We start from the raw sequence: 16,545 nt of genomic DNA, 5'->3' as shown, positions 1-16,545 counted from the left end.
AGTTAATGCAGTAAGAACCGCACAGTCACGCGGCGAAACCATTACTATAATCCATTGGCAGCGCGAATGGCTAACCGCATTCCGGGTTTAGCCCGGTAATCGGCTCTTGGGACGCCCTGGTCCGAGGAGTATCGCCAGCTTGCTCCCGCCCTTGGTGGTCTCCATCCAGATTTTACATACGCTGGTCAACGGCACCGAGAGCAGCATACCCACCGGACCCAGCAGCCATCCCCACACCAGTAAGGATAAAAAGACCACCAGCGTCGACATCCCCAGGCGGTGGCCCATCATCCGTGGTTCAAGAATATTCCCCAGCACCATATGCACGACGAGGAACAGCGCCCCGATGAGCATGCATTCATAAAAACCATTGAACAAAAAGGCCTGGATCATGGGCGGCACGGCGGAAAGCACCGCCCCGATATTGGGAACGTAGTTCAGCAGAAACGCCAGTACGCCCCACATCAGGGCAAACTGAATGTCCATCAGCTCAAGCCCCAGCCAGACGAGCACGCCCGTCCAGAGGCTGAGCAGCGTTTTTAGCGCCAGATATTTGGTTACGCCTTTCAGCGCGCGGTGCAGGCCAGCAATGTGGATCTGCGGGTTATTGAGCGCAAAGCGCAGCTTGTAGGGAACGTGGCGGACCTCAAAGAGCATAAACACCACCGTCATCACCAGCAGCAGGATGCTTGCCATCGCGCCGGAAAGCCCGGTCATCAGGGTGGTGGCGTAGGTCATCAGCTTTTCCGAGTCCATCCTGCGCAGCATGCGCTCCGGGGAGATATGCAGATTGAGGAACGGTATCATCTCCTGCAGGTCAACCAGCTTGCGGGTCAGCGCTTTGTTGTACTGCGGCAGCATGGTGGAGAATTCGCTGAGCGACGCCGCCAGCACGCCGAACAGGGCCGTCAGCACGATGAGCATGACGATGACCACAATGGTGATAGCCACCGGGCGGCTCACGCCGCGACGCAAGAACCACGTCACCAGCGGATTAAGAACAATGGCAAAGAAGAGGGCCAGCAGAAGTTGAACAATAATATCGGCCGCTGAGTGAATCCCTGCAAGGATCACCACCAGGCAGGCAAGCTTCAATAAAATGTGCAAACCCGCTTTATCGGGCTGGGTAGGTGTCATAGGTTTTCCTTTTTCGTGGGCTCGTTAAGTGTAGTGTGCGGGATTCGCTTCGTCTGGGGCGCTTATCTGAAAGTCGAGGCTGATTTTCACCGGGCATCGTGGTAATAGTGAAACACCGTTGCAAAAATCAGAGAAACGTCATGCCCGAACCTGCCGCCGAACCGGCGCTGAGCGGATTTCGCCTCAATCTGCGCATTGTCTCCGTTGTTATCTTCAACTTCGCCAGCTACCTGACGATCGGCCTGCCGCTGGCCGTGCTGCCGGGGTATGTTCACGACGTAATGGGCTTTAGCGCCTTCTGGGCCGGGCTGGTAATTAGCCTGCAGTATTTTGCCACGCTCCTGAGCCGCCCGCATGCGGGGCGCTATGCGGATCGGTTCGGGCCAAAAAGCGTTGTCGTGATAGGACTGTGCGGCTGCTTCCTGAGCGGGCTGAGCTACCTGCTGGCCGCCTCCACCAGCCACTGGCCGCTGTTGAGCCTGGCGCTGCTGTGCCTGGGCCGAGTGATTTTAGGCATCGGCCAGAGCCTGGCGGGAACAGGATCCACGCTGTGGGGCGTCGGCGTTGTGGGGGCGCCCCACATCGGCAGGGTGATCTCGTGGAACGGCATTGTGACCTACGGCGCGATGGCGATCGGCGCGCCGCTCGGCGTGGTGTGTTATGCCTACGGCGGCCTTTACGGGCTAGCCGTCACGATTATGGTCATCGCGCTGCTGGCGATTGCCTTCGCGCTGCCGCGCCCGAAGGTCAAGGCCAACAAGGGCAAGCCGCTGCCGTTTCGCGCCGTGCTGGGGCGCGTCTGGCTGTACGGGATGGCGCTGGCGCTGGCTTCCGCCGGCTTTGGCACCATCGCAACGTTTATCACGCTGTTTTACGATGCCAAAGGCTGGGACGGCGCGGCCTTTGCGTTAACGCTCTTTAGCTGCGCGTTTGTGGGTGCTCGCTTACTTTTCCCGAACGGGATAAACCGCCTGGGCGGCCTGAACGTGGCGATGATCTGCTTCGCCGTGGAGATTGTTGGCCTGCTCCTGACCGGCGTCGCCACCGCACCGTGGATGGCGAAAGTCGGCGTTTTCCTGGCGGGGGCGGGGTTCTCGCTGGTGTTCCCGGCGCTGGGCGTCGTGGCGGTGAAGGCGGTGCCGCCGCAAAATCAGGGCGCGGCGCTGGCAACCTATACGGTGTTTATGGATATGTCGCTGGGGATCACCGGGCCGCTGGCGGGGCTGGTGATGGCCTGGGCGGGCGTGCCGGTGATTTATCTTGCCGCGGCGGGCCTGGTGGCGGTGGCGCTTCTGCTGGCGTGGCGGCTAAAAAAATGGCCCCCCGAGCACGCCCGGGAGGCCACGTCATCATCGTGAAAATTACTGAATCGCGATGGTGTTAATGATGTTTTCCGCGGCGGTTTGCGCTTTCTGCTGATCGTCCGCTGGCAGGGTAATCTGCAGGGTCAGCAGCTTGTTATCAATCTTGCCGAGCACCACGGAAGAGTAGGCCGTCTGGCCTTTCGCCGAGATAATGCTGTCGAGCTGCTGCAGCGTGTGGCCTTTCAGCTCGATGGATTTATTGGTGACAACCTGCAGCTGCGGGTCACGGCCGCGCTGCTGCTCTTCCAGACGCTTAGCGAGCACGCCCAGATCTTCGCTGGTGTCGTCGCCGACGATCACAATCACCGCTTTCTGCCCGGTAGCGTCAGAATAGACGTGCATGTTGTTCGCCTGGGTGCCCAGCTTGCCGCTCTGATCGGTCATATCCGCCGGCAGAGAGAAACTGAGTTTGCCATCCATCAGGCTGACCGGCTGCCCCGTGGCATTGCTTTCAGCGGACGCGCCCTGAGCAGGCGTTTTGGTGTCGCTGTTATCACAGGCTGCAAGGCCAACAACCAGCAGGCCGATCCCGACATATTTAACCAGATTGCGCATTGACTTCTTCCTTTCGATAAACGGCCATAGCGGCTCATTCATCCATCTTATCACAACTGATAAAGCGAACCCTTAACCTGCCTGCAATGCGGTGATTTCAGATTTATCTGCCAGCCTTTTCATCAGCATATTCAATAGTACCCCGTACATCGGCAGGAAGAACACGATGCTGATAAGCACCTTAAAGCAGTAGTCCACCAGCGCGATTTCCATCCAGTGCTCGGCCATAAACGCGTCTGGGCTGCGCCAGAAGGCGATGAAGAAAAACGCCAGCGTATCGCTCACATTGCCAAACAGCGTCGAGGCGGTCGGCGCCATCCACCAGCGGTGGTTTTGCCGCAGGCGGTTAAAGACGTGAACGTCGAGGATCTGCCCCAGGGCGTAGGCCATAAAGCTTGCCGCCGCGATGCGCGCCACGAACAGGTTGAAGTTAGTGAGTGCTTCCAAACCTTGCCAGCTGCCCATGTAAAACAGGGATGAAATCACGTACGAAACGAACAGCGCGGGCATCATCACCGCGAAAATAATGCGGCGTGCCAGCGGTGCGCCAAAAATCCGCACGGTTAAATCGGTGGCGAGGAAAATAAACGGAAAGCTAAACGCGCCCCAGGTGGTGTGAAAACCAAAAATGGAGATCGGCAGCTGCACCAGATAGTTGCTGGAGGTGATCACCAGCAGATGAAAAAGCGAAAGCCAGAACAACGCCTTGACGCGTTGAGGGTGTGTAAAGGAGCTCATATTGTACCTTTTTGATTAAAATTTGGGGTGAGGGAACCCAATAAAGCCGCCGCATGATACTGCTTTGACGGTCATTTGCAATGGTTGATTTTCACGCAATCGTTAACCTGTTTGCATTGAGAGTCGCGGGGCGTAAACTACAGCCGTTTTTACACCAACGAGAAGAAAATGACCGACGTATTCTCCACTCCAGATCATACCCTTGACGCTCAGGGCCTCCGCTGCCCGGAGCCGGTCATGATGGTGCGCAAAACCGTACGCAATATGCAGGCAGGCGAAACGCTGCTGATCGTTGCCGACGACCCGGCCACCACCCGCGATATTCCCGGCTTTTGTACCTTTATGGAGCACGAGCTGGTGGCCCAGGCGACCGACGCGCTGCCGTACCGGTATTTGATTCGCAAGGGGCAGTAGCCTCGAGCCCGCGGGCTAGCGAATCACGTCGTAAATCGCGCTCTGTATTGCCTGCCATTTTTTAGTCGTCGCGTCCGGCTGCGCCAGCGCGCGACGTTTCGCCATCTCCGCGTCGTGCTGCTGGCGCTTCACGACGGCGGGAACGGTGCAAAATGCCTTCAGGTACTGTTTGCGGACCGACGTCAGCGATTCGCCGTTTGCCATGGCGTGGCTAAGCGTATTGATAAAGCGGCGGCACGGCTTCTTTTCCACCATCTGCTGCCGGTAGCGCAGCATCAGCTCCAGCACGTCGTCATGGCCCGCTGCCATAGCCTCTTCCGTCCACGACACCTTCCAGTCCATTCCACCCTGCAGGAAGAGCAGCGCGACGCGCGTATCGTTGCGGTTAATGGCCGAGCGGAAATTGTTTTCGTCCCAGGTCACGCCCTGGCGGGTCAGCGTTTCGCGTGAGGAGGGCGTTTCCCGCATCTCCTGCGGCGCTTGCGCGGGTTCTGCCGCGCTCGCCACGGCCTGCTGCGGCTTACCGCTGGTGACGACGATGAACCCGCCGACCACGATGGCGATAACCATCACGCCGACGGCCCCCCACAGCGCCCCGGAGATCAGCTGCTCGCGCTGTTCCGGCGTGCGCGGCGCGCGCTGCGTCGGCTTTTCAATGGTGTCGCGCACCTCAAACAGATCGCTTCCGGTGACGCGATCCCTTTTCTGCGCGTGCTCCCAGAACGCGTGCAGCTCGCTGGCGTCGACGGCCATCAGCCCCGCCGGGTTGATGCGCGTCCGTCCCTCTTCAAATGCGCGCTGCACGGGCCGGGTAATTTGCGAGTAATAGGTGTCCAGCAGCTGAATTTGCGCCGAACTTAGCGGCTGCTGAACGGTGATGCCGTTGCGGATTTGGCGGATGTCGTCCAGAAAGGTTTGTAGCGTTTTTCGCGGGTCGACCAGCAGCGTCAGCATCATCGGGTCGCTGAACAGCGAGGCGTAGTAACGGCTGTACTCTTTTTTATCGACCACCATTTGCGCCAGCTCGCTGAACATCATGCCGCTCAGGATATCGTTGATCTCACCAAGCTTAAGCCAGCGGCGCACGCGGTCGGCGTTAAACAGCGTTTTGAGGTGGTTATTCAGCCGCACCGGATCGGGCCACGCCTGCTGTATCAGGCCCTTAATCATCAGCTCAATCGCCCGTACCTGCTTGCGCGCCTGCTGCTGCTGAATTTCGTCTCCGGGGGCCAGCTCGGTGCTGTAGGTCAGAAGGGGCTGCTGAAGGCGCAGATGCTCCAGCGAGGTGACAAAACGCATTGCCGCGATAAGCTGGTTCTCGCTCACGTCCTGACCGCTCTCATACTGGGGAACGCGCTGCTGCAGGAGGCGAAGCTGCAGCGTAAATGCCGACATCTCCGCGTCGTTGAGGTTGAGCTGCTTTGCCACCGCACCCCAGCCGCCCAGCCCTAAGCGAGCGTTATCCAACTGCTCCAGGAACCAGCGCGGATCTTTACCTTCGGCAACATGCACGTTGAGCAGGAGAAGGATCTCTACTGACGCGTGGCGAATAACCGTCAGGCAGTGTTCAAACTGTTCGCGGATGCGGTGTGATGAACTCAGAGTCATTGTTTTCCTTGAGAGGCAACGAAGGCACCAAAATGAGCCAGGTTCTGGCCGTTTTTCTTTTTATTAATACGACGTTAAACCATACCTGAGTTTTTGTTGAAAAAAAGTGACAAACCCTATAATCATTGGCAGGTCTTTCAGGAGAAACCGCATGCCAGCTTTAACCACCGCGCGCTTACGCTGCTCGCCTCTACAGGCCGCCGACTGGCCCTTCTTTCTGGCGTTACAACAAAACGCGGAGGTAATGCGTTATGTTGCGCAGGACCGCTCCGTTGCGGACATTCGCGACGCGTTTGACGCTCGCCTGCAGCCGTGGCGCCCCGGCAGCGCCCATTGGCTCTGCCTTACGGTGCGCGACGCGCAAAATGGCACGCCGCTAGGGGTGACGGGCTATATTCACCGGGAGGAAGATTGCGCCGAGGTGGGCTTTCTTTTTGCGCCGTTCGCGCAGGGAAAGGGATACGGCTATGAATCTCTGCGGGCGCTCTGCGATTTTGCGTTTGCCGAAGGCGGCGTTCGGCGCCTCACGGCGACCGTGACGGTGGGCAATATTGCCTCCAGAAACGTGCTGGAAAAAGTGGGATTCCGTCTCGAAGGCGAGCTGCGGGAAAATTATTTCCTTGCTGGGCGCTGGCATAATGACTGGCTCTTTGGATTATTAAAAAAAGAATATTGATTGAGAAACAGCTGAATCATGGCCATTTGGCCTATAGGCCTCCGGGCCTATTTCCTCTACTCTTACGCCCTAGAGAGGAAATGAATATGAACGATCATACGCTTAAGATATCTTCTTCTGCCATTGAGCTATTAAAACAGCAGCAGGGCCTTTCACTGGAGAAATACAAGGATGAGAAAGGCTTATGGGTAATAGGATATGGTCACGTTATTCGCCCGTGGGAAAAATTCAGTGGCCTGATTACGCCTGTGGAAGCAGAAATAATGCTCCAAAACGATCTGAAAATATGGGAAGCGCTGCTGCGTGAAAATATTAACCAGCCATTGACACAGCAGCAGCACGATACGCTTATTTCACTACTTTATAGTCTTGATGATATCTCTGTACTTAAAACCACGGTGGTTCAGGCCATCATGCGGGTATAGAGCATTGCGGCCTGGGTTCTGTTTTTGACCTCCAGCCGCCGGAACAGGGTTTCCAGATGTGCTTTTACCGTTCCCGCACTGATGTTCAGTGAACGACCAATCTCCTTGTTTGATTCGCCGGCTGCCAGTCGTTTAAGCACCTCATACTGGCGCTCGCTGAGCTGCGACAAATCCTGCTGCGGCGCATTAAGATCGTGCAGCCACTCGCCCGGAAGGCAAACCATCCCTCTCGCAATAGAATGCAGCACGGTAGAAAACATCTCCGGCGCCGCGTTGCGTGGAATAACGGCCATGACGTTTCGCTGCAGAATTTTTTCAACGTATCGAGGGTCTTTTTTGGCTAACACGATCGCCACGCTCAATCTGGGAAATCGAAGCTGAAGATCTTCCAGCAGCGTGGTATTTTCATCCTGAAGAATATTCCCGTCAATCAACGCGATAGCGGTGGGTGATGCCGATAGCTGTGATAAAAATTCATCTGCCTGACGAGCTCCCGTAATATTTATTTCCGGAATTAACGTCCGCAGACTGTTTATCGCTCCATGAATAAATATTGACTGCCTGTCAAACATGATTACTCGCATTGTTTTTCCCCTTCAGATGGCTCCGCGCAATCTGACCGCAAATACCATCGTAAATAGTACAATCTCAATGAATAGCGGGGGGATTCTACAGAGGCTTTATATGAGAAAAAACTCAATGAAGGTTGACGTTACAAATCAGTCATTGATTTTTATAACTACCAGGATTTTGACATAACTATCTTAAGGTTTTCCTTAAAGGGCTCCCTCCCCTTAAGAACGCGGCTTACAGGAACATCCCGCCTGAAACTTCAATACGTTGTGCGTTCATCCAGCCCAGCCTGTCGCTGAGAAGGGCCGCAACCGCGTCGCCAATGTCGTCCGGCAGGCCAACGCGCCCCAGCGCCGTCTGTGAGGCTAAATGCTGGTTGATCTGCGCGTTATCGCGCACGCGTCCGCCGCCAAAGTCGGTTTCAATTGCCCCTGGGGCAATAATGTTCACGCTGATCCCGCGCGCGCCCAGCTCCTTCGCCTGATAGCGAGTGAGCACTTCCATTGCCCCTTTCATTGCGGCATAGGCGCCTGACCCCGGCTGGGTGAAGCGCGCCAGGCCGCTGGAGACGTTCAGGATACGCCCGCCGTCCTCCATTAACGGCAGCAGGCGCTGCGTCAGGAAGAACGGCCCTTTGAAATGGACGTTCATCGCGTCGTCAAACTGGGCTTCCGTGGTGTCGGCAAACGGCGCGTATAAACCCGTTCCGGCATTGTTCAATAAATAATCGAAGGTGTGGCGTTGCCAGACGCCGCTGAGCGTCTCCTGCACCTGTTGAGCAAAACGCTCAAAAGCGGAAATATCGCCGACGTTCAGCTGCAGTGCAGCCGCCTTCACGCCGTTAGCTTCAATTTCACGCACCACGTCCAGCGCCTCGTTCTGGCTGCTGTTATAGGTGAGGATGATCCCCGTTCCATCGGCAGCCAGCTTTAGCGCCGCGTTTTTACCTAAACCACGGCTACCGCCCGTTACAATGGCTATACGTTCAGACATAAGAAACCTCGTTTCGCTGGTTATGAAGATTGAGTAAGAGCTTATTAGGTGATAAATAAACAATAAAGATGGGTAATAACGCTTCACTGTTTCATTTAAAACAACAATGAGCCGGGCCTATGGATAAAATACACGCAATGCAGTTATTCATCCGCGTCGCGGAGCTGGAGAGCTTTTCCCGCGCGGCGGCGACGCTAAGCCTGCCGAAGGGCAGCGTTTCGCGGCAGATTCAGGCGCTGGAAAATATGCTCGGCACGCAGCTTTTGCACCGCACGACGCGTCGCGTCAGCCTCACGCAGGACGGCATGGTCTATTACGAGCGCGCAAAAGATCTGCTCACCAACCTCGACGAGCTGGACGGCCTGTTCCAGCACGACCCTTCCAGCATCAGCGGACGCCTGCGCGTGGATATGCCCGTTGGCATTGCGCGAAATTTAATCATCCCGAGGCTGCCCGCTTTTTTACAGCAGTACCCCGGCATAGAAGTGGAGCTTAGCAGCAGCGACCGCCTGGTGGACGTGATTCGCGAAGGCTTTGACTGCGTGGTGCGCGTCGGCACGCTGAAGGACTCCGGGCTTATCGCGCGCCCGCTCGGCAGGCTGTCGGTGATTAACTGCGCCAGCCCGGCTTATCTGGAGCGTTTTGGCTATCCTGACACGCTGGACGACCTGGCGTCTCACGCCGTGGTGCATTACGCCGCCACGCTGGGAACGCGGCCGCAGGGCTTCGAGTACTTCAACGGCACGTCCGTGCAGTGGGTGAAAACGGGCGGGGTGCTCACGGTCAACAGCACCGAGACTTATCACGCCGCCTGCATTGCCGGGCTGGGGATTATTCAGGTACCGCGCGTCGGCGTGCGCGACGCGCTGCGCACGAAAAAGCTGATTGAGATCCTGCCGCAGTATCGTGCTGAACCGATGCCGGTTTCGCTGATTTACCCTCACCGCCGCAACCTCTCCCGTCGGGTTCATCTGTTCATGGAGTGGCTGACCGAACAGACAAAAGCGTACGTGGGTTAGCCACACGCTATAATTCAAATACATTCTGGAAACGAAAAGGAAAAGACGCGTGACGCAGGAAAACGATCCGCAACGACCCACACAGCATCTGGATTTTGAGCCTGTGAAGAAAATGGACACCAGGCCCGAGGAGCCGAAAGAGCCCGGCACGGCCAGCAAGGCGCTGGGAACCGCCTTGACGCTGGCTGAACGCATAAAGCAGCTTCCCGTGATTGCGCACCTGATCCGCGCCGCCGAGCGCTTTAACGATCGTCTGGGCAATCAGTTCGGGGCGGCCATCACCTACTTCTCGTTTTTATCGATGATCCCCATCCTCATGGTGTCTTTCGCCGCGGCGGGTTTTGTTCTCGCCTCGCACCCCACGCTGCTTCAGGACATCTTCAACAAGATCCTGAATAACGTGAGCGACCCGACTCTCGCCGCAACGCTGAAAAGCACGATTAACACCGCCGTGCAGCAGAGAACCACCGTTGGGATCGTCGGTTTACTGATCGCGCTTTACTCGGGCATTAACTGGATGGGCAACCTGCGCGAGGCCATTCGCGCCCAGTCGCGCGACGTGTGGGAGCGCACGCCGCAGGACGAGGAGAAAATCTGGGTGAAGTATTTCCGCGACTTCATCTCGCTGATTGGCCTGCTGGTGGCGCTGATCGTAACGCTCTCCATCACCTCGGTTGCGGGCTCTGCCCAGCAGATGATTATCTCCGCGCTGTATCTGGACTACATCGAATGGCTGAAGCCCGCCTGGCGCGGCATTGGCCTGGCAATCTCCATCTTTGCCAACTATCTGCTGTTCTTCTGGATCTTCTGGCGCTTGCCTCGCCATCGCCCGCGTAAAAAGGCGCTGATACGCGGCACGCTGATTGCCGCGATAGGCTTCGAGGTGATTAAGATCGTAATGACCTATACGCTGCCGTCGCTGGTGAAATCGCCCTCCGGCGCCGCGTTTGGATCGGTGCTCGGGCTGATGGCGTTCTTCTACTTCTTCGCCCGCCTGACGCTGTTCTGCGCGGCCTGGATCGCCACCGCGGAATACAAAGATGACCCGCGCATGCCGGGCAAAACGCATCGCTAAACCTATCATCGGGCTGAAAATGTCAGCCCGATTCATCATTTCAGCATATAAATCCAGTAATTAACTTTTATTTAACCTTAAACCAGTTTTATCCGCTGATATTTAAAATCTGTGAAGCATTTCATGGAAGCGTTTTGGCGAGGCTGAACATTATTCACTTTTTGACTCTTTTTTCACCAGTTCGCCGCTTTGTTACAGATTGAAATGTCGCTTTTGCTGTGCGTAATATGGCCTTTCGTTCGTCAAAAATAAGAAAATAATATGCAAGCAACAGCCACCACACTCGATTCCGACGCGGACCAGGCGCCCGTCAACTCGCGCAACAAAGTTGTTGTCGCCTCGCTGATCGGTACCGCCATTGAGTTCTTCGACTTCTACATTTACGCCACCGCGGCGGTGATCGTCTTTCCCCATATTTTCTTCCCGCAGGGTGACCCAACGGCGGCCACGCTACAGTCTTTAGCAACGTTCGCGATTGCCTTCGTCGCCCGCCCGATTGGCTCCGCGCTGTTTGGCCACTTCGGCGATCGCGTGGGGCGTAAGGTGACGCTGGTCGCCTCGCTGCTGACCATGGGCATTTCCACCGTTGCCATCGGCCTGCTGCCCACCTATGAAACCATCGGGATTTTAGCCCCGCTGCTGCTGGCGCTGGCGCGTTTTGGCCAGGGCTTAGGCCTGGGCGGCGAATGGGGCGGGGCGGCGCTGCTGGCGACCGAGAACGCACCGCCGCGCAAGCGCGCGCTGTACGGCTCGTTCCCGCAGCTGGGCGCGCCGATTGGCTTCTTCTTTGCCAACGGAACGTTCCTGCTGCTCTCCTGGCTGCTGACCGATGAACAGTTCATGACCTGGGGCTGGCGTATTCCGTTCGTTTTCTCCGCCGTGCTGGTGCTGATTGGCCTGTACGTGCGCGTTTCCCTGCACGAAACGCCGGTCTTTGCCAAAGTGGCGGCGGCGAAGAAGCAGGTCAAAGTGCCGCTGGGCACGCTGCTGACCAAACACGTCCGCGTGACCGTGCTGGGCACGTTTATCATGCTGGCGACCTACACGCTGTTCTACATCATGACCGTGTACTCAATGACCTACAGCACGGCGGCTACGCCGGTTGGCCTCGGGCTGCCGCGTAACGAAGTGCTGTGGATGCTGATGATGGCGGTGATTGGCTTCGGCGTCATGGTGCCGGTATCGGGTATGCTGGCGGATAAATTTGGCCGTCGCCCGAGCATGATTGTCATCACCACGCTGATTATCCTGTTTGCGCTCTTCGTCTTCCCGCCGCTGTTAGGCTCTGGCAGCCCGACGCTGGTGATGGCGTATCTGCTGATTGGCCTGAGCCTGATGGGGCTAACCTTCGGCCCGATGGGGGCGCTGCTGCCCGAGCTGTTCCCGACCGAGGTGCGCTACACCGGCGCGTCTTTCTCGTACAACGTGGCGTCTATTTTGGGCGCGTCCGTAGCGCCGTATATCGCCACTTGGCTGCAGGCGAACTACGGCCTGTTTTACGTCGGCGTTTATCTGGCCGCGATGGCGGCGCTGACGCTGATCGCGCTGCTGCTGACGCACGAAACGCGGCACCGGTCGCTCTAGGCAAAAAAACGGCAGTCCAGAAGGATTGCCGTTTTTTATTACGCTGGTGAAAAGCGTTATTTCTTCACCTGCGCCTTAAATTTTTTCATCCACACCAGCAGCTCAAACACGCCAAAAATAAACACGCGCAGCTGCTGCCATCCGGTCATCTGCGGGCCATCTTTCGGCAGGCCGTTTTTCAGCATCACCATCTGCAGGGCGTGCATGAACGAGGTGAAAATCAGCGCCACGTTCACGAAAATGTTCATCGGGCGCGGGAACGGATGCACCAGATTCAGGATCAGGAACGCCCAAACGCCCAGCATCAGTAAACGTCCCAGGTTAATCAGTACCGGCATCGGATTCTCCTTGTGCCTGACGGTGATACAAACGGTAGGCGACCTGGCCGGCCACCTTTTCGCGATGCAGCGCCCAGTGGGCGGGCACCGGCGGCATGCCATTTTCCACTTCGCTTTCCACATAAATTAGCGCGTCATCCGCCAGCCAGCCGTTATTTTCCAGCAGGGACAGCGTCTCTTCCAGCAGCCCTTTGCGGAACGGTGGGTCAACGAACACCACGTTGTGCGGCGTGCCTTTTTGCGCCAGGAAGCTGAGCGTGTTGGTATTCACCACGCTGGCGTGCGTTGCCTTCAGGGTCGCCAGATTTTGCTTCAGCGTCTGCGCGACGCCGCGCTCCATCTCCAGCAGCGTGGCGCTGGCGGCATAGCGGGACAGCGCCTCCAGCCCGAGCGCGCCGCTCCCGGCGAAGCAGTCCAGGCAGTGGGCGTCTACCATTGACGGAGCCAGCCAGTTAAACAGCGTCTCGCGCACGCGATCGGTGGTGGGACGCAGGCCGGGGCTGTCCGGCACCGGTAATTTCCGGCCTCGCCACTGCCCGCCGATAATGCGAATTTGCCCGGCGGAGGCACGGTTGGGTTTCTTCATTTCAGGAAAGCTCTGCTAACAATTGGCCTGCGATTGCGGGCGGTGATGTCGATTAAGTAAAGTGTTAGACTATTTCATCATTTTTTTAGCTTCCATGTATATAGCGCCGCGAGGAGTGTAGTCGCAGATGGCAAAACAAAAAAAACGTGGCTTCTTTTCCTGGCTGGGCTTCGGTGAAAAAGAGCAAGAAAAAGAGCAGCCAGCCGAAGAGCAACAGGCCGTTGAAGAGCCGTCCCAGCCTGAAACGCCTGTTGAAACCGCCGCGGTCGTAGAAGCGGAAGAGCCTGCGCACAGCAAAGAAGAGATTAAATCCTTTGCTGAAGAGGTGGTTGAGGTTACCCAAGAGGTTCAGGAGAGCGAGAAGCCGGAACCGGCTGTCGTCGAAACCGTTGCCGAAGCGCCGCAGACGGTTATTGAACATGAAACGCTGCCGCTGCCGGAAGAGGTCAAGGCCGAAGAGGTGTCTGCCGAAGAGTGGCAGGCCGAAGCGGAAACCGTTGAGATTATTGACGCGGTAGAAGAAGAGGCGGTCAACGAGCCTGAGCTTACCGACGACGAGCTGGAAGCCCAGGCGCTGGCGGCAGAGGCCGCAGAAGAAGCGGAAATCGTCGTGCCGGTGGCTGAAGAGGATGAACCGGTTGAGGAGATCGCTCAGGAGCAGGAAAAACCGACCAAAGAAGGTTTCTTCGCTCGCCTGAAGCGCAGTCTGCTTAAGACCAAAGAAAATCTCGGTTCCGGATTTATCAGCCTGTTCCGCGGCAAAAAGATCGACGATGATCTGTTTGAAGAGCTGGAAGAGCAGCTGCTGATTGCCGACGTCGGCGTGGAAACCACCCGCAAGATCATCGCCAGCCTGACCGAAGGCGCGAGCCGCAAGCAGCTGCGCGACGCCGAAGCGCTGTACGGCCTGTTGAAAGATGAGATGGGTGAAATTCTCGCAAAAGTTGACGAACCGCTTAATATTGAAGGCAAAACGCCATTTGTTATTCTGATGGTTGGCGTGAACGGCGTGGGCAAAACCACCACCATCGGCAAGCTGGCGCGTCAGTTCGAGCAGCAGGGCAAGTCGGTGATGCTGGCGGCGGGCGATACCTTCCGCGCGGCGGCGGTGGAGCAGCTTCAGGTCTGGGGCCAGCGCAACAACATTCCGGTGATCGCGCAGCACACCGGTGCGGATTCCGCCTCCGTGATCTTTGACGCCATACAGGCGGCGAAGGCGCGCAACGTGGACGTGCTGATCGCCGATACCGCAGGGCGTTTACAGAATAAATCGCACCTGATGGAAGAGCTGAAAAAAATCGTTCGCGTCATGAAGAAGCTGGACGAAGATGCGCCGCATGAAATTATGCTGACCATCGACGCCAGCACCGGGCAAAACGCCATTAGCCAGGCGAAGCTGTTCCATGAAGCGGTAGGGCTGACAGGGATCACGCTGACCAAGCTGGACGGCACCGCCAAAGGCGGGGTGATCTTCTCCGTGGCCGACCAGTTCGGCATTCCTATCCGCTACATCGGCGTAGGCGAGCGTATTGAGGATTTGCGTCCGTTTAAATCGGACGACTTTATTGAGGCATTATTTGCCCGAGAGGACTAACAATGATTCGCTTTGAACATGTCAGCAAGGCCTATCTCGGTGGGAGACAAGCGCTGCAGGGGGTGACATTCCACCTGCAGCCGGGCGAGATGGCGTTCCTGACCGGTCACTCCGGCGCGGGGAAAAGTACCCTGCTCAAGCTGATCTGTGGGATCGAACGGCCCAGCGCCGGGAAAATCTTCTTCAGCGGCCATGACATCAGCCGCCTGAAAAACCGCGAGGTGCCGTTTTTGCGCCGCCAGATCGGGATGATTTTCCAGGATCACCACCTGCTGATGGATCGCACCGTGTTTGATAACGTGGCGATCCCGCTGATTATTGCCGGTGCCAGCTATGATGATATCCGCCGCCGCGTCTCTGCGGCGCTGGACAAGGTCGGGCTGTTGGACAAAGCGAAGAATTTCCCAATCCAGCTCTCCGGCGGTGAACAGCAGCGCGTGGGCATCGCCCGTGCGGTGGTGAACAAGCCTGCCGTGCTGCTGGCGGATGAGCCGACCGGTAACCTGGACGATGCCCTGTCAGAAGGGATTTTGCGTCTGTTTGAGGAATTTAACCGCGTTGGGGTGACGGTACTGATGGCGACGCACGACATCGGGCTGATTTCCCGTCGTTCGTACCGCATGCTGACGCTGAGCGACGGTCATTTGCACGGAGGCCACGGTGAATAAGCGCGACGCAATGAACCAGATTCGGCAGTTCGGGAACCGGTTTGACCGCTTCCGCAAGCCGCAGGGCGGCGGTGACGGCAACCGCAATGCGCCCAAGCGCGCGAAGGCCGCGCCTAAGCCGGCCTCCCGTAAAACCAACGTCTTTAACGAACAGGTGCGCTACGCCTTCCACGGCGCGCTGCAGGATCTGAAAAGCAAGCCGCTGGCAACGTTCCTCACGGTGATGGTGATTGCCATCTCCCTGACGCTGCCGAGCGTCTGCTACATGGTCTATAAAAACGTGAATCAGGCGGCGTCGCAGTACTATCCGTCGCCGCAGATCACGGTTTACCTGGATAAAGCGCTCGACGATAACGCGGCGGCGCAGGTGGTCGGGCAGATCCAGGCCGAACAGGGCGTGGAGAAGGTTAACTACCTGTCGCGCGACGAAGCGCTGGGCGAGTTCCGCAACTGGTCAGGCTTTGGCGGCGCGCTGGATATGCTTGAAGAGAATCCGCTGCCCGCCGTGGCCGTGGTGATCCCGAAGCTGGATTTCCAGGGCACCGATTCGCTTAACACCCTGCGTGACCGCATTACCCGGATTAACGGCATCGATGAAGTGCGCATGGACGACAGCTGGTTTGCCCGTCTGGCGGCGCTGACCGGGCTTGTCGGGCGCGTCTCGGCGATGATTGGCGTGCTGATGGTGGCGGCGGTATTCCTCGTCATCGGTAACAGCGTGCGCCTGAGCATCTTCGCCCGCCGCGACACCATCAACGTGCAGAAACTGATTGGCGCAACGGATGGGTTTATCCTCCGCCCGTTCCTCTACGGCGGCGCGTTATTAGGTTTTTCTGGTGCATTTCTTTCATTGATTTTGTCAGAAATTTTGGTGATGCGACTCTCCTCCGCCGTCACCGACGTGGCGCAGGTTTTCGGAACCAAGTTTGATATCAGCGGCTTAGGGTTCGATGAGTGCCTGCTGTTGCTGCTGGTGTGCTCGATGATCGGCTGGGTGGCCGCATGGCTCGCAACCGTGCAACATTTACGTCACTTTACTCCCGACTAATAAAAGCGTGATATAATCTTTCCCTGCACCGAGATGTTCGCTCTGCAGGGAAAGATGTCCCTGTTGTCTCTTTCCCGCAGTATCATCTTCATGTCACATTTTGTGCGTAATTTATTCACTGTTGCACCTGGAACTTGTGGATAAAATCAC

18 protein-coding genes are annotated in these 16,545 nt (G+C 57.2%); 10 read left to right on the top strand and 8 right to left on the bottom strand.

The features are described 5' to 3' along the window. Nucleotides 1-87 precede the first annotated feature (87 nt). Nucleotides 88-1,137: an AI-2E family transporter gene (locus DBY73_RS14700; protein ID WP_112011837.1), complete on the bottom strand. Its 1,050-nt coding sequence runs from the start codon at nucleotides 1,135-1,137 to the stop codon at nucleotides 88-90. Between the two features lie 107 nt (nucleotides 1,138-1,244). Here DBY73_RS14700 and DBY73_RS14695 point away from each other — a divergent pair, with 107 nt between their 5' ends. Beyond that, on the top strand, nucleotides 1,245-2,495 hold the full coding sequence (locus DBY73_RS14695) for an MFS transporter (RefSeq protein WP_181573241.1): 1,251 nt from the start codon (nucleotides 1,245-1,247) through the stop codon (nucleotides 2,493-2,495). A gap of 3 nt (nucleotides 2,496-2,498) precedes the next feature. On the opposite strand, the gene DBY73_RS14690 is transcribed toward DBY73_RS14695, so the two are convergent. Next, nucleotides 2,499-3,056, bottom strand: coding sequence for a DcrB family lipoprotein (locus DBY73_RS14690; RefSeq protein WP_112011835.1), 558 nt, complete (start codon nucleotides 3,054-3,056; stop codon nucleotides 2,499-2,501). A gap of 72 nt (nucleotides 3,057-3,128) precedes the next feature. Further along, nucleotides 3,129-3,794, bottom strand: a complete 666-nt coding sequence (locus tag DBY73_RS14685) for a 7-cyano-7-deazaguanine/7-aminomethyl-7-deazaguanine transporter (RefSeq protein ID WP_112011834.1) — start codon at nucleotides 3,792-3,794, stop codon at nucleotides 3,129-3,131. 168 nt (nucleotides 3,795-3,962) lie between these two features. Here DBY73_RS14685 and tusA point away from each other — a divergent pair, with 168 nt between their 5' ends. Continuing rightward, nucleotides 3,963-4,208 (top strand): sulfurtransferase TusA, encoded by a 246-nt coding sequence (gene tusA, locus DBY73_RS14680; protein ID WP_112011833.1) that lies wholly within the window; start codon nucleotides 3,963-3,965, stop codon nucleotides 4,206-4,208. A 15-nt stretch (nucleotides 4,209-4,223) separates the two neighbouring features. On the opposite strand, the gene DBY73_RS14675 is transcribed toward tusA, so the two are convergent. Next, nucleotides 4,224-5,816 carry an STY4199 family HEPN domain-containing protein gene (locus tag DBY73_RS14675; protein ID WP_112011832.1) on the bottom strand — a complete coding sequence of 531 codons (1,593 nt, stop codon included), beginning with the start codon at nucleotides 5,814-5,816 and terminating at the stop codon, nucleotides 4,224-4,226. 151 nt (nucleotides 5,817-5,967) lie between these two features. Here DBY73_RS14675 and DBY73_RS14670 point away from each other — a divergent pair, with 151 nt between their 5' ends. Beyond that, nucleotides 5,968-6,492, top strand: coding sequence for a GNAT family protein (locus DBY73_RS14670; RefSeq protein WP_112011831.1), 525 nt, complete (start codon nucleotides 5,968-5,970; stop codon nucleotides 6,490-6,492). 86 nt (nucleotides 6,493-6,578) lie between these two features. Beyond that, the gene (locus tag DBY73_RS14665) at nucleotides 6,579-6,917 is read left to right on the top strand and encodes a lysozyme (RefSeq protein WP_112011830.1); all 339 of its coding nucleotides are present in this window, start codon (nucleotides 6,579-6,581) and stop codon (nucleotides 6,915-6,917) included. Here DBY73_RS14665 and DBY73_RS14660 read toward each other — a convergent pair. Further along, nucleotides 6,896-7,501 carry a response regulator transcription factor gene (locus DBY73_RS14660; RefSeq protein ID WP_112011829.1) on the bottom strand — a complete coding sequence of 202 codons (606 nt, stop codon included), beginning with the start codon at nucleotides 7,499-7,501 and terminating at the stop codon, nucleotides 6,896-6,898. The genes DBY73_RS14665 and DBY73_RS14660 overlap by 22 nt on opposite strands. Before the next feature lie 223 nt (nucleotides 7,502-7,724). Next, nucleotides 7,725-8,483 carry an SDR family oxidoreductase gene (locus tag DBY73_RS14655; RefSeq protein ID WP_112011828.1) on the bottom strand — a complete coding sequence of 253 codons (759 nt, stop codon included), beginning with the start codon at nucleotides 8,481-8,483 and terminating at the stop codon, nucleotides 7,725-7,727. A 119-nt stretch (nucleotides 8,484-8,602) separates the two neighbouring features. On the opposite strand from DBY73_RS14655, the gene DBY73_RS14650 reads away from it, so the two are divergent. The 3 genes from DBY73_RS14650 to DBY73_RS14640 all read left to right on the top strand — a co-directional run bounded on the left by DBY73_RS14650 (nucleotide 8,603) and on the right by DBY73_RS14640 (nucleotide 12,161). Continuing rightward, nucleotides 8,603-9,502, top strand: coding sequence for a LysR family transcriptional regulator (locus DBY73_RS14650; RefSeq protein WP_112011827.1), 900 nt, complete (start codon nucleotides 8,603-8,605; stop codon nucleotides 9,500-9,502). A gap of 49 nt (nucleotides 9,503-9,551) precedes the next feature. Then, entirely contained in the window at nucleotides 9,552-10,577 is a 1,026-nt protein-coding gene (yhjD, locus tag DBY73_RS14645; RefSeq protein WP_112011826.1) for an inner membrane protein YhjD, read from the top strand. Between the two features lie 261 nt (nucleotides 10,578-10,838). Then, nucleotides 10,839-12,161, top strand: coding sequence for an MFS transporter (locus DBY73_RS14640; protein ID WP_112011825.1), 1,323 nt, complete (start codon nucleotides 10,839-10,841; stop codon nucleotides 12,159-12,161). Nucleotides 12,162-12,217: 56 nt separating this feature from the next. Here the strand turns inward: DBY73_RS14640 and DBY73_RS14635 are convergent, their stop codons facing one another. Both DBY73_RS14635 and rsmD read right to left on the bottom strand, forming a co-directional pair. After that, nucleotides 12,218-12,499 carry a DUF1145 family protein gene (locus tag DBY73_RS14635; RefSeq protein WP_010436509.1) on the bottom strand — a complete coding sequence of 94 codons (282 nt, stop codon included), beginning with the start codon at nucleotides 12,497-12,499 and terminating at the stop codon, nucleotides 12,218-12,220. Continuing rightward, nucleotides 12,483-13,085, bottom strand: coding sequence for a 16S rRNA (guanine(966)-N(2))-methyltransferase (gene rsmD / locus DBY73_RS14630; RefSeq protein WP_112011824.1), 603 nt, complete (start codon nucleotides 13,083-13,085; stop codon nucleotides 12,483-12,485). The genes DBY73_RS14635 and rsmD overlap by 17 nt, the downstream gene beginning before the upstream one ends. A 127-nt stretch (nucleotides 13,086-13,212) precedes the next feature. Here rsmD and ftsY point away from each other — a divergent pair, with 127 nt between their 5' ends. Genes ftsY through ftsX form a run of 3 tightly spaced genes read left to right on the top strand, consistent with a single transcriptional unit; the run spans nucleotide 13,213 to nucleotide 16,395 of the window. Further along, nucleotides 13,213-14,679 carry a signal recognition particle-docking protein FtsY gene (gene ftsY / locus DBY73_RS14625; protein WP_112011823.1) on the top strand — a complete coding sequence of 489 codons (1,467 nt, stop codon included), beginning with the start codon at nucleotides 13,213-13,215 and terminating at the stop codon, nucleotides 14,677-14,679. 2 nt (nucleotides 14,680-14,681) lie between these two features. Beyond that, nucleotides 14,682-15,347: a cell division ATP-binding protein FtsE gene (ftsE, locus tag DBY73_RS14620; RefSeq protein ID WP_006177946.1), complete on the top strand. Its 666-nt coding sequence runs from the start codon at nucleotides 14,682-14,684 to the stop codon at nucleotides 15,345-15,347. Then, complete coding sequence (ftsX, locus tag DBY73_RS14615) at nucleotides 15,340-16,395, top strand: permease-like cell division protein FtsX (RefSeq protein ID WP_112011822.1); 1,056 nt, start codon at nucleotides 15,340-15,342, stop codon at nucleotides 16,393-16,395. Before ftsE ends, ftsX begins: the two co-directional genes overlap by 8 nt. Nucleotides 16,396-16,545: the final 150 nt, after the last annotated feature.

Origin of the sequence: Enterobacter sp. RIT418, from assembly GCF_003057745.1 — a bacterium.
Taxonomy (GTDB): domain Bacteria; phylum Pseudomonadota; class Gammaproteobacteria; order Enterobacterales; family Enterobacteriaceae; genus Enterobacter.
Note: the sequence above shows the minus strand (reverse complement) of the source record. Positions and strands in the feature narration are given on the sequence as shown.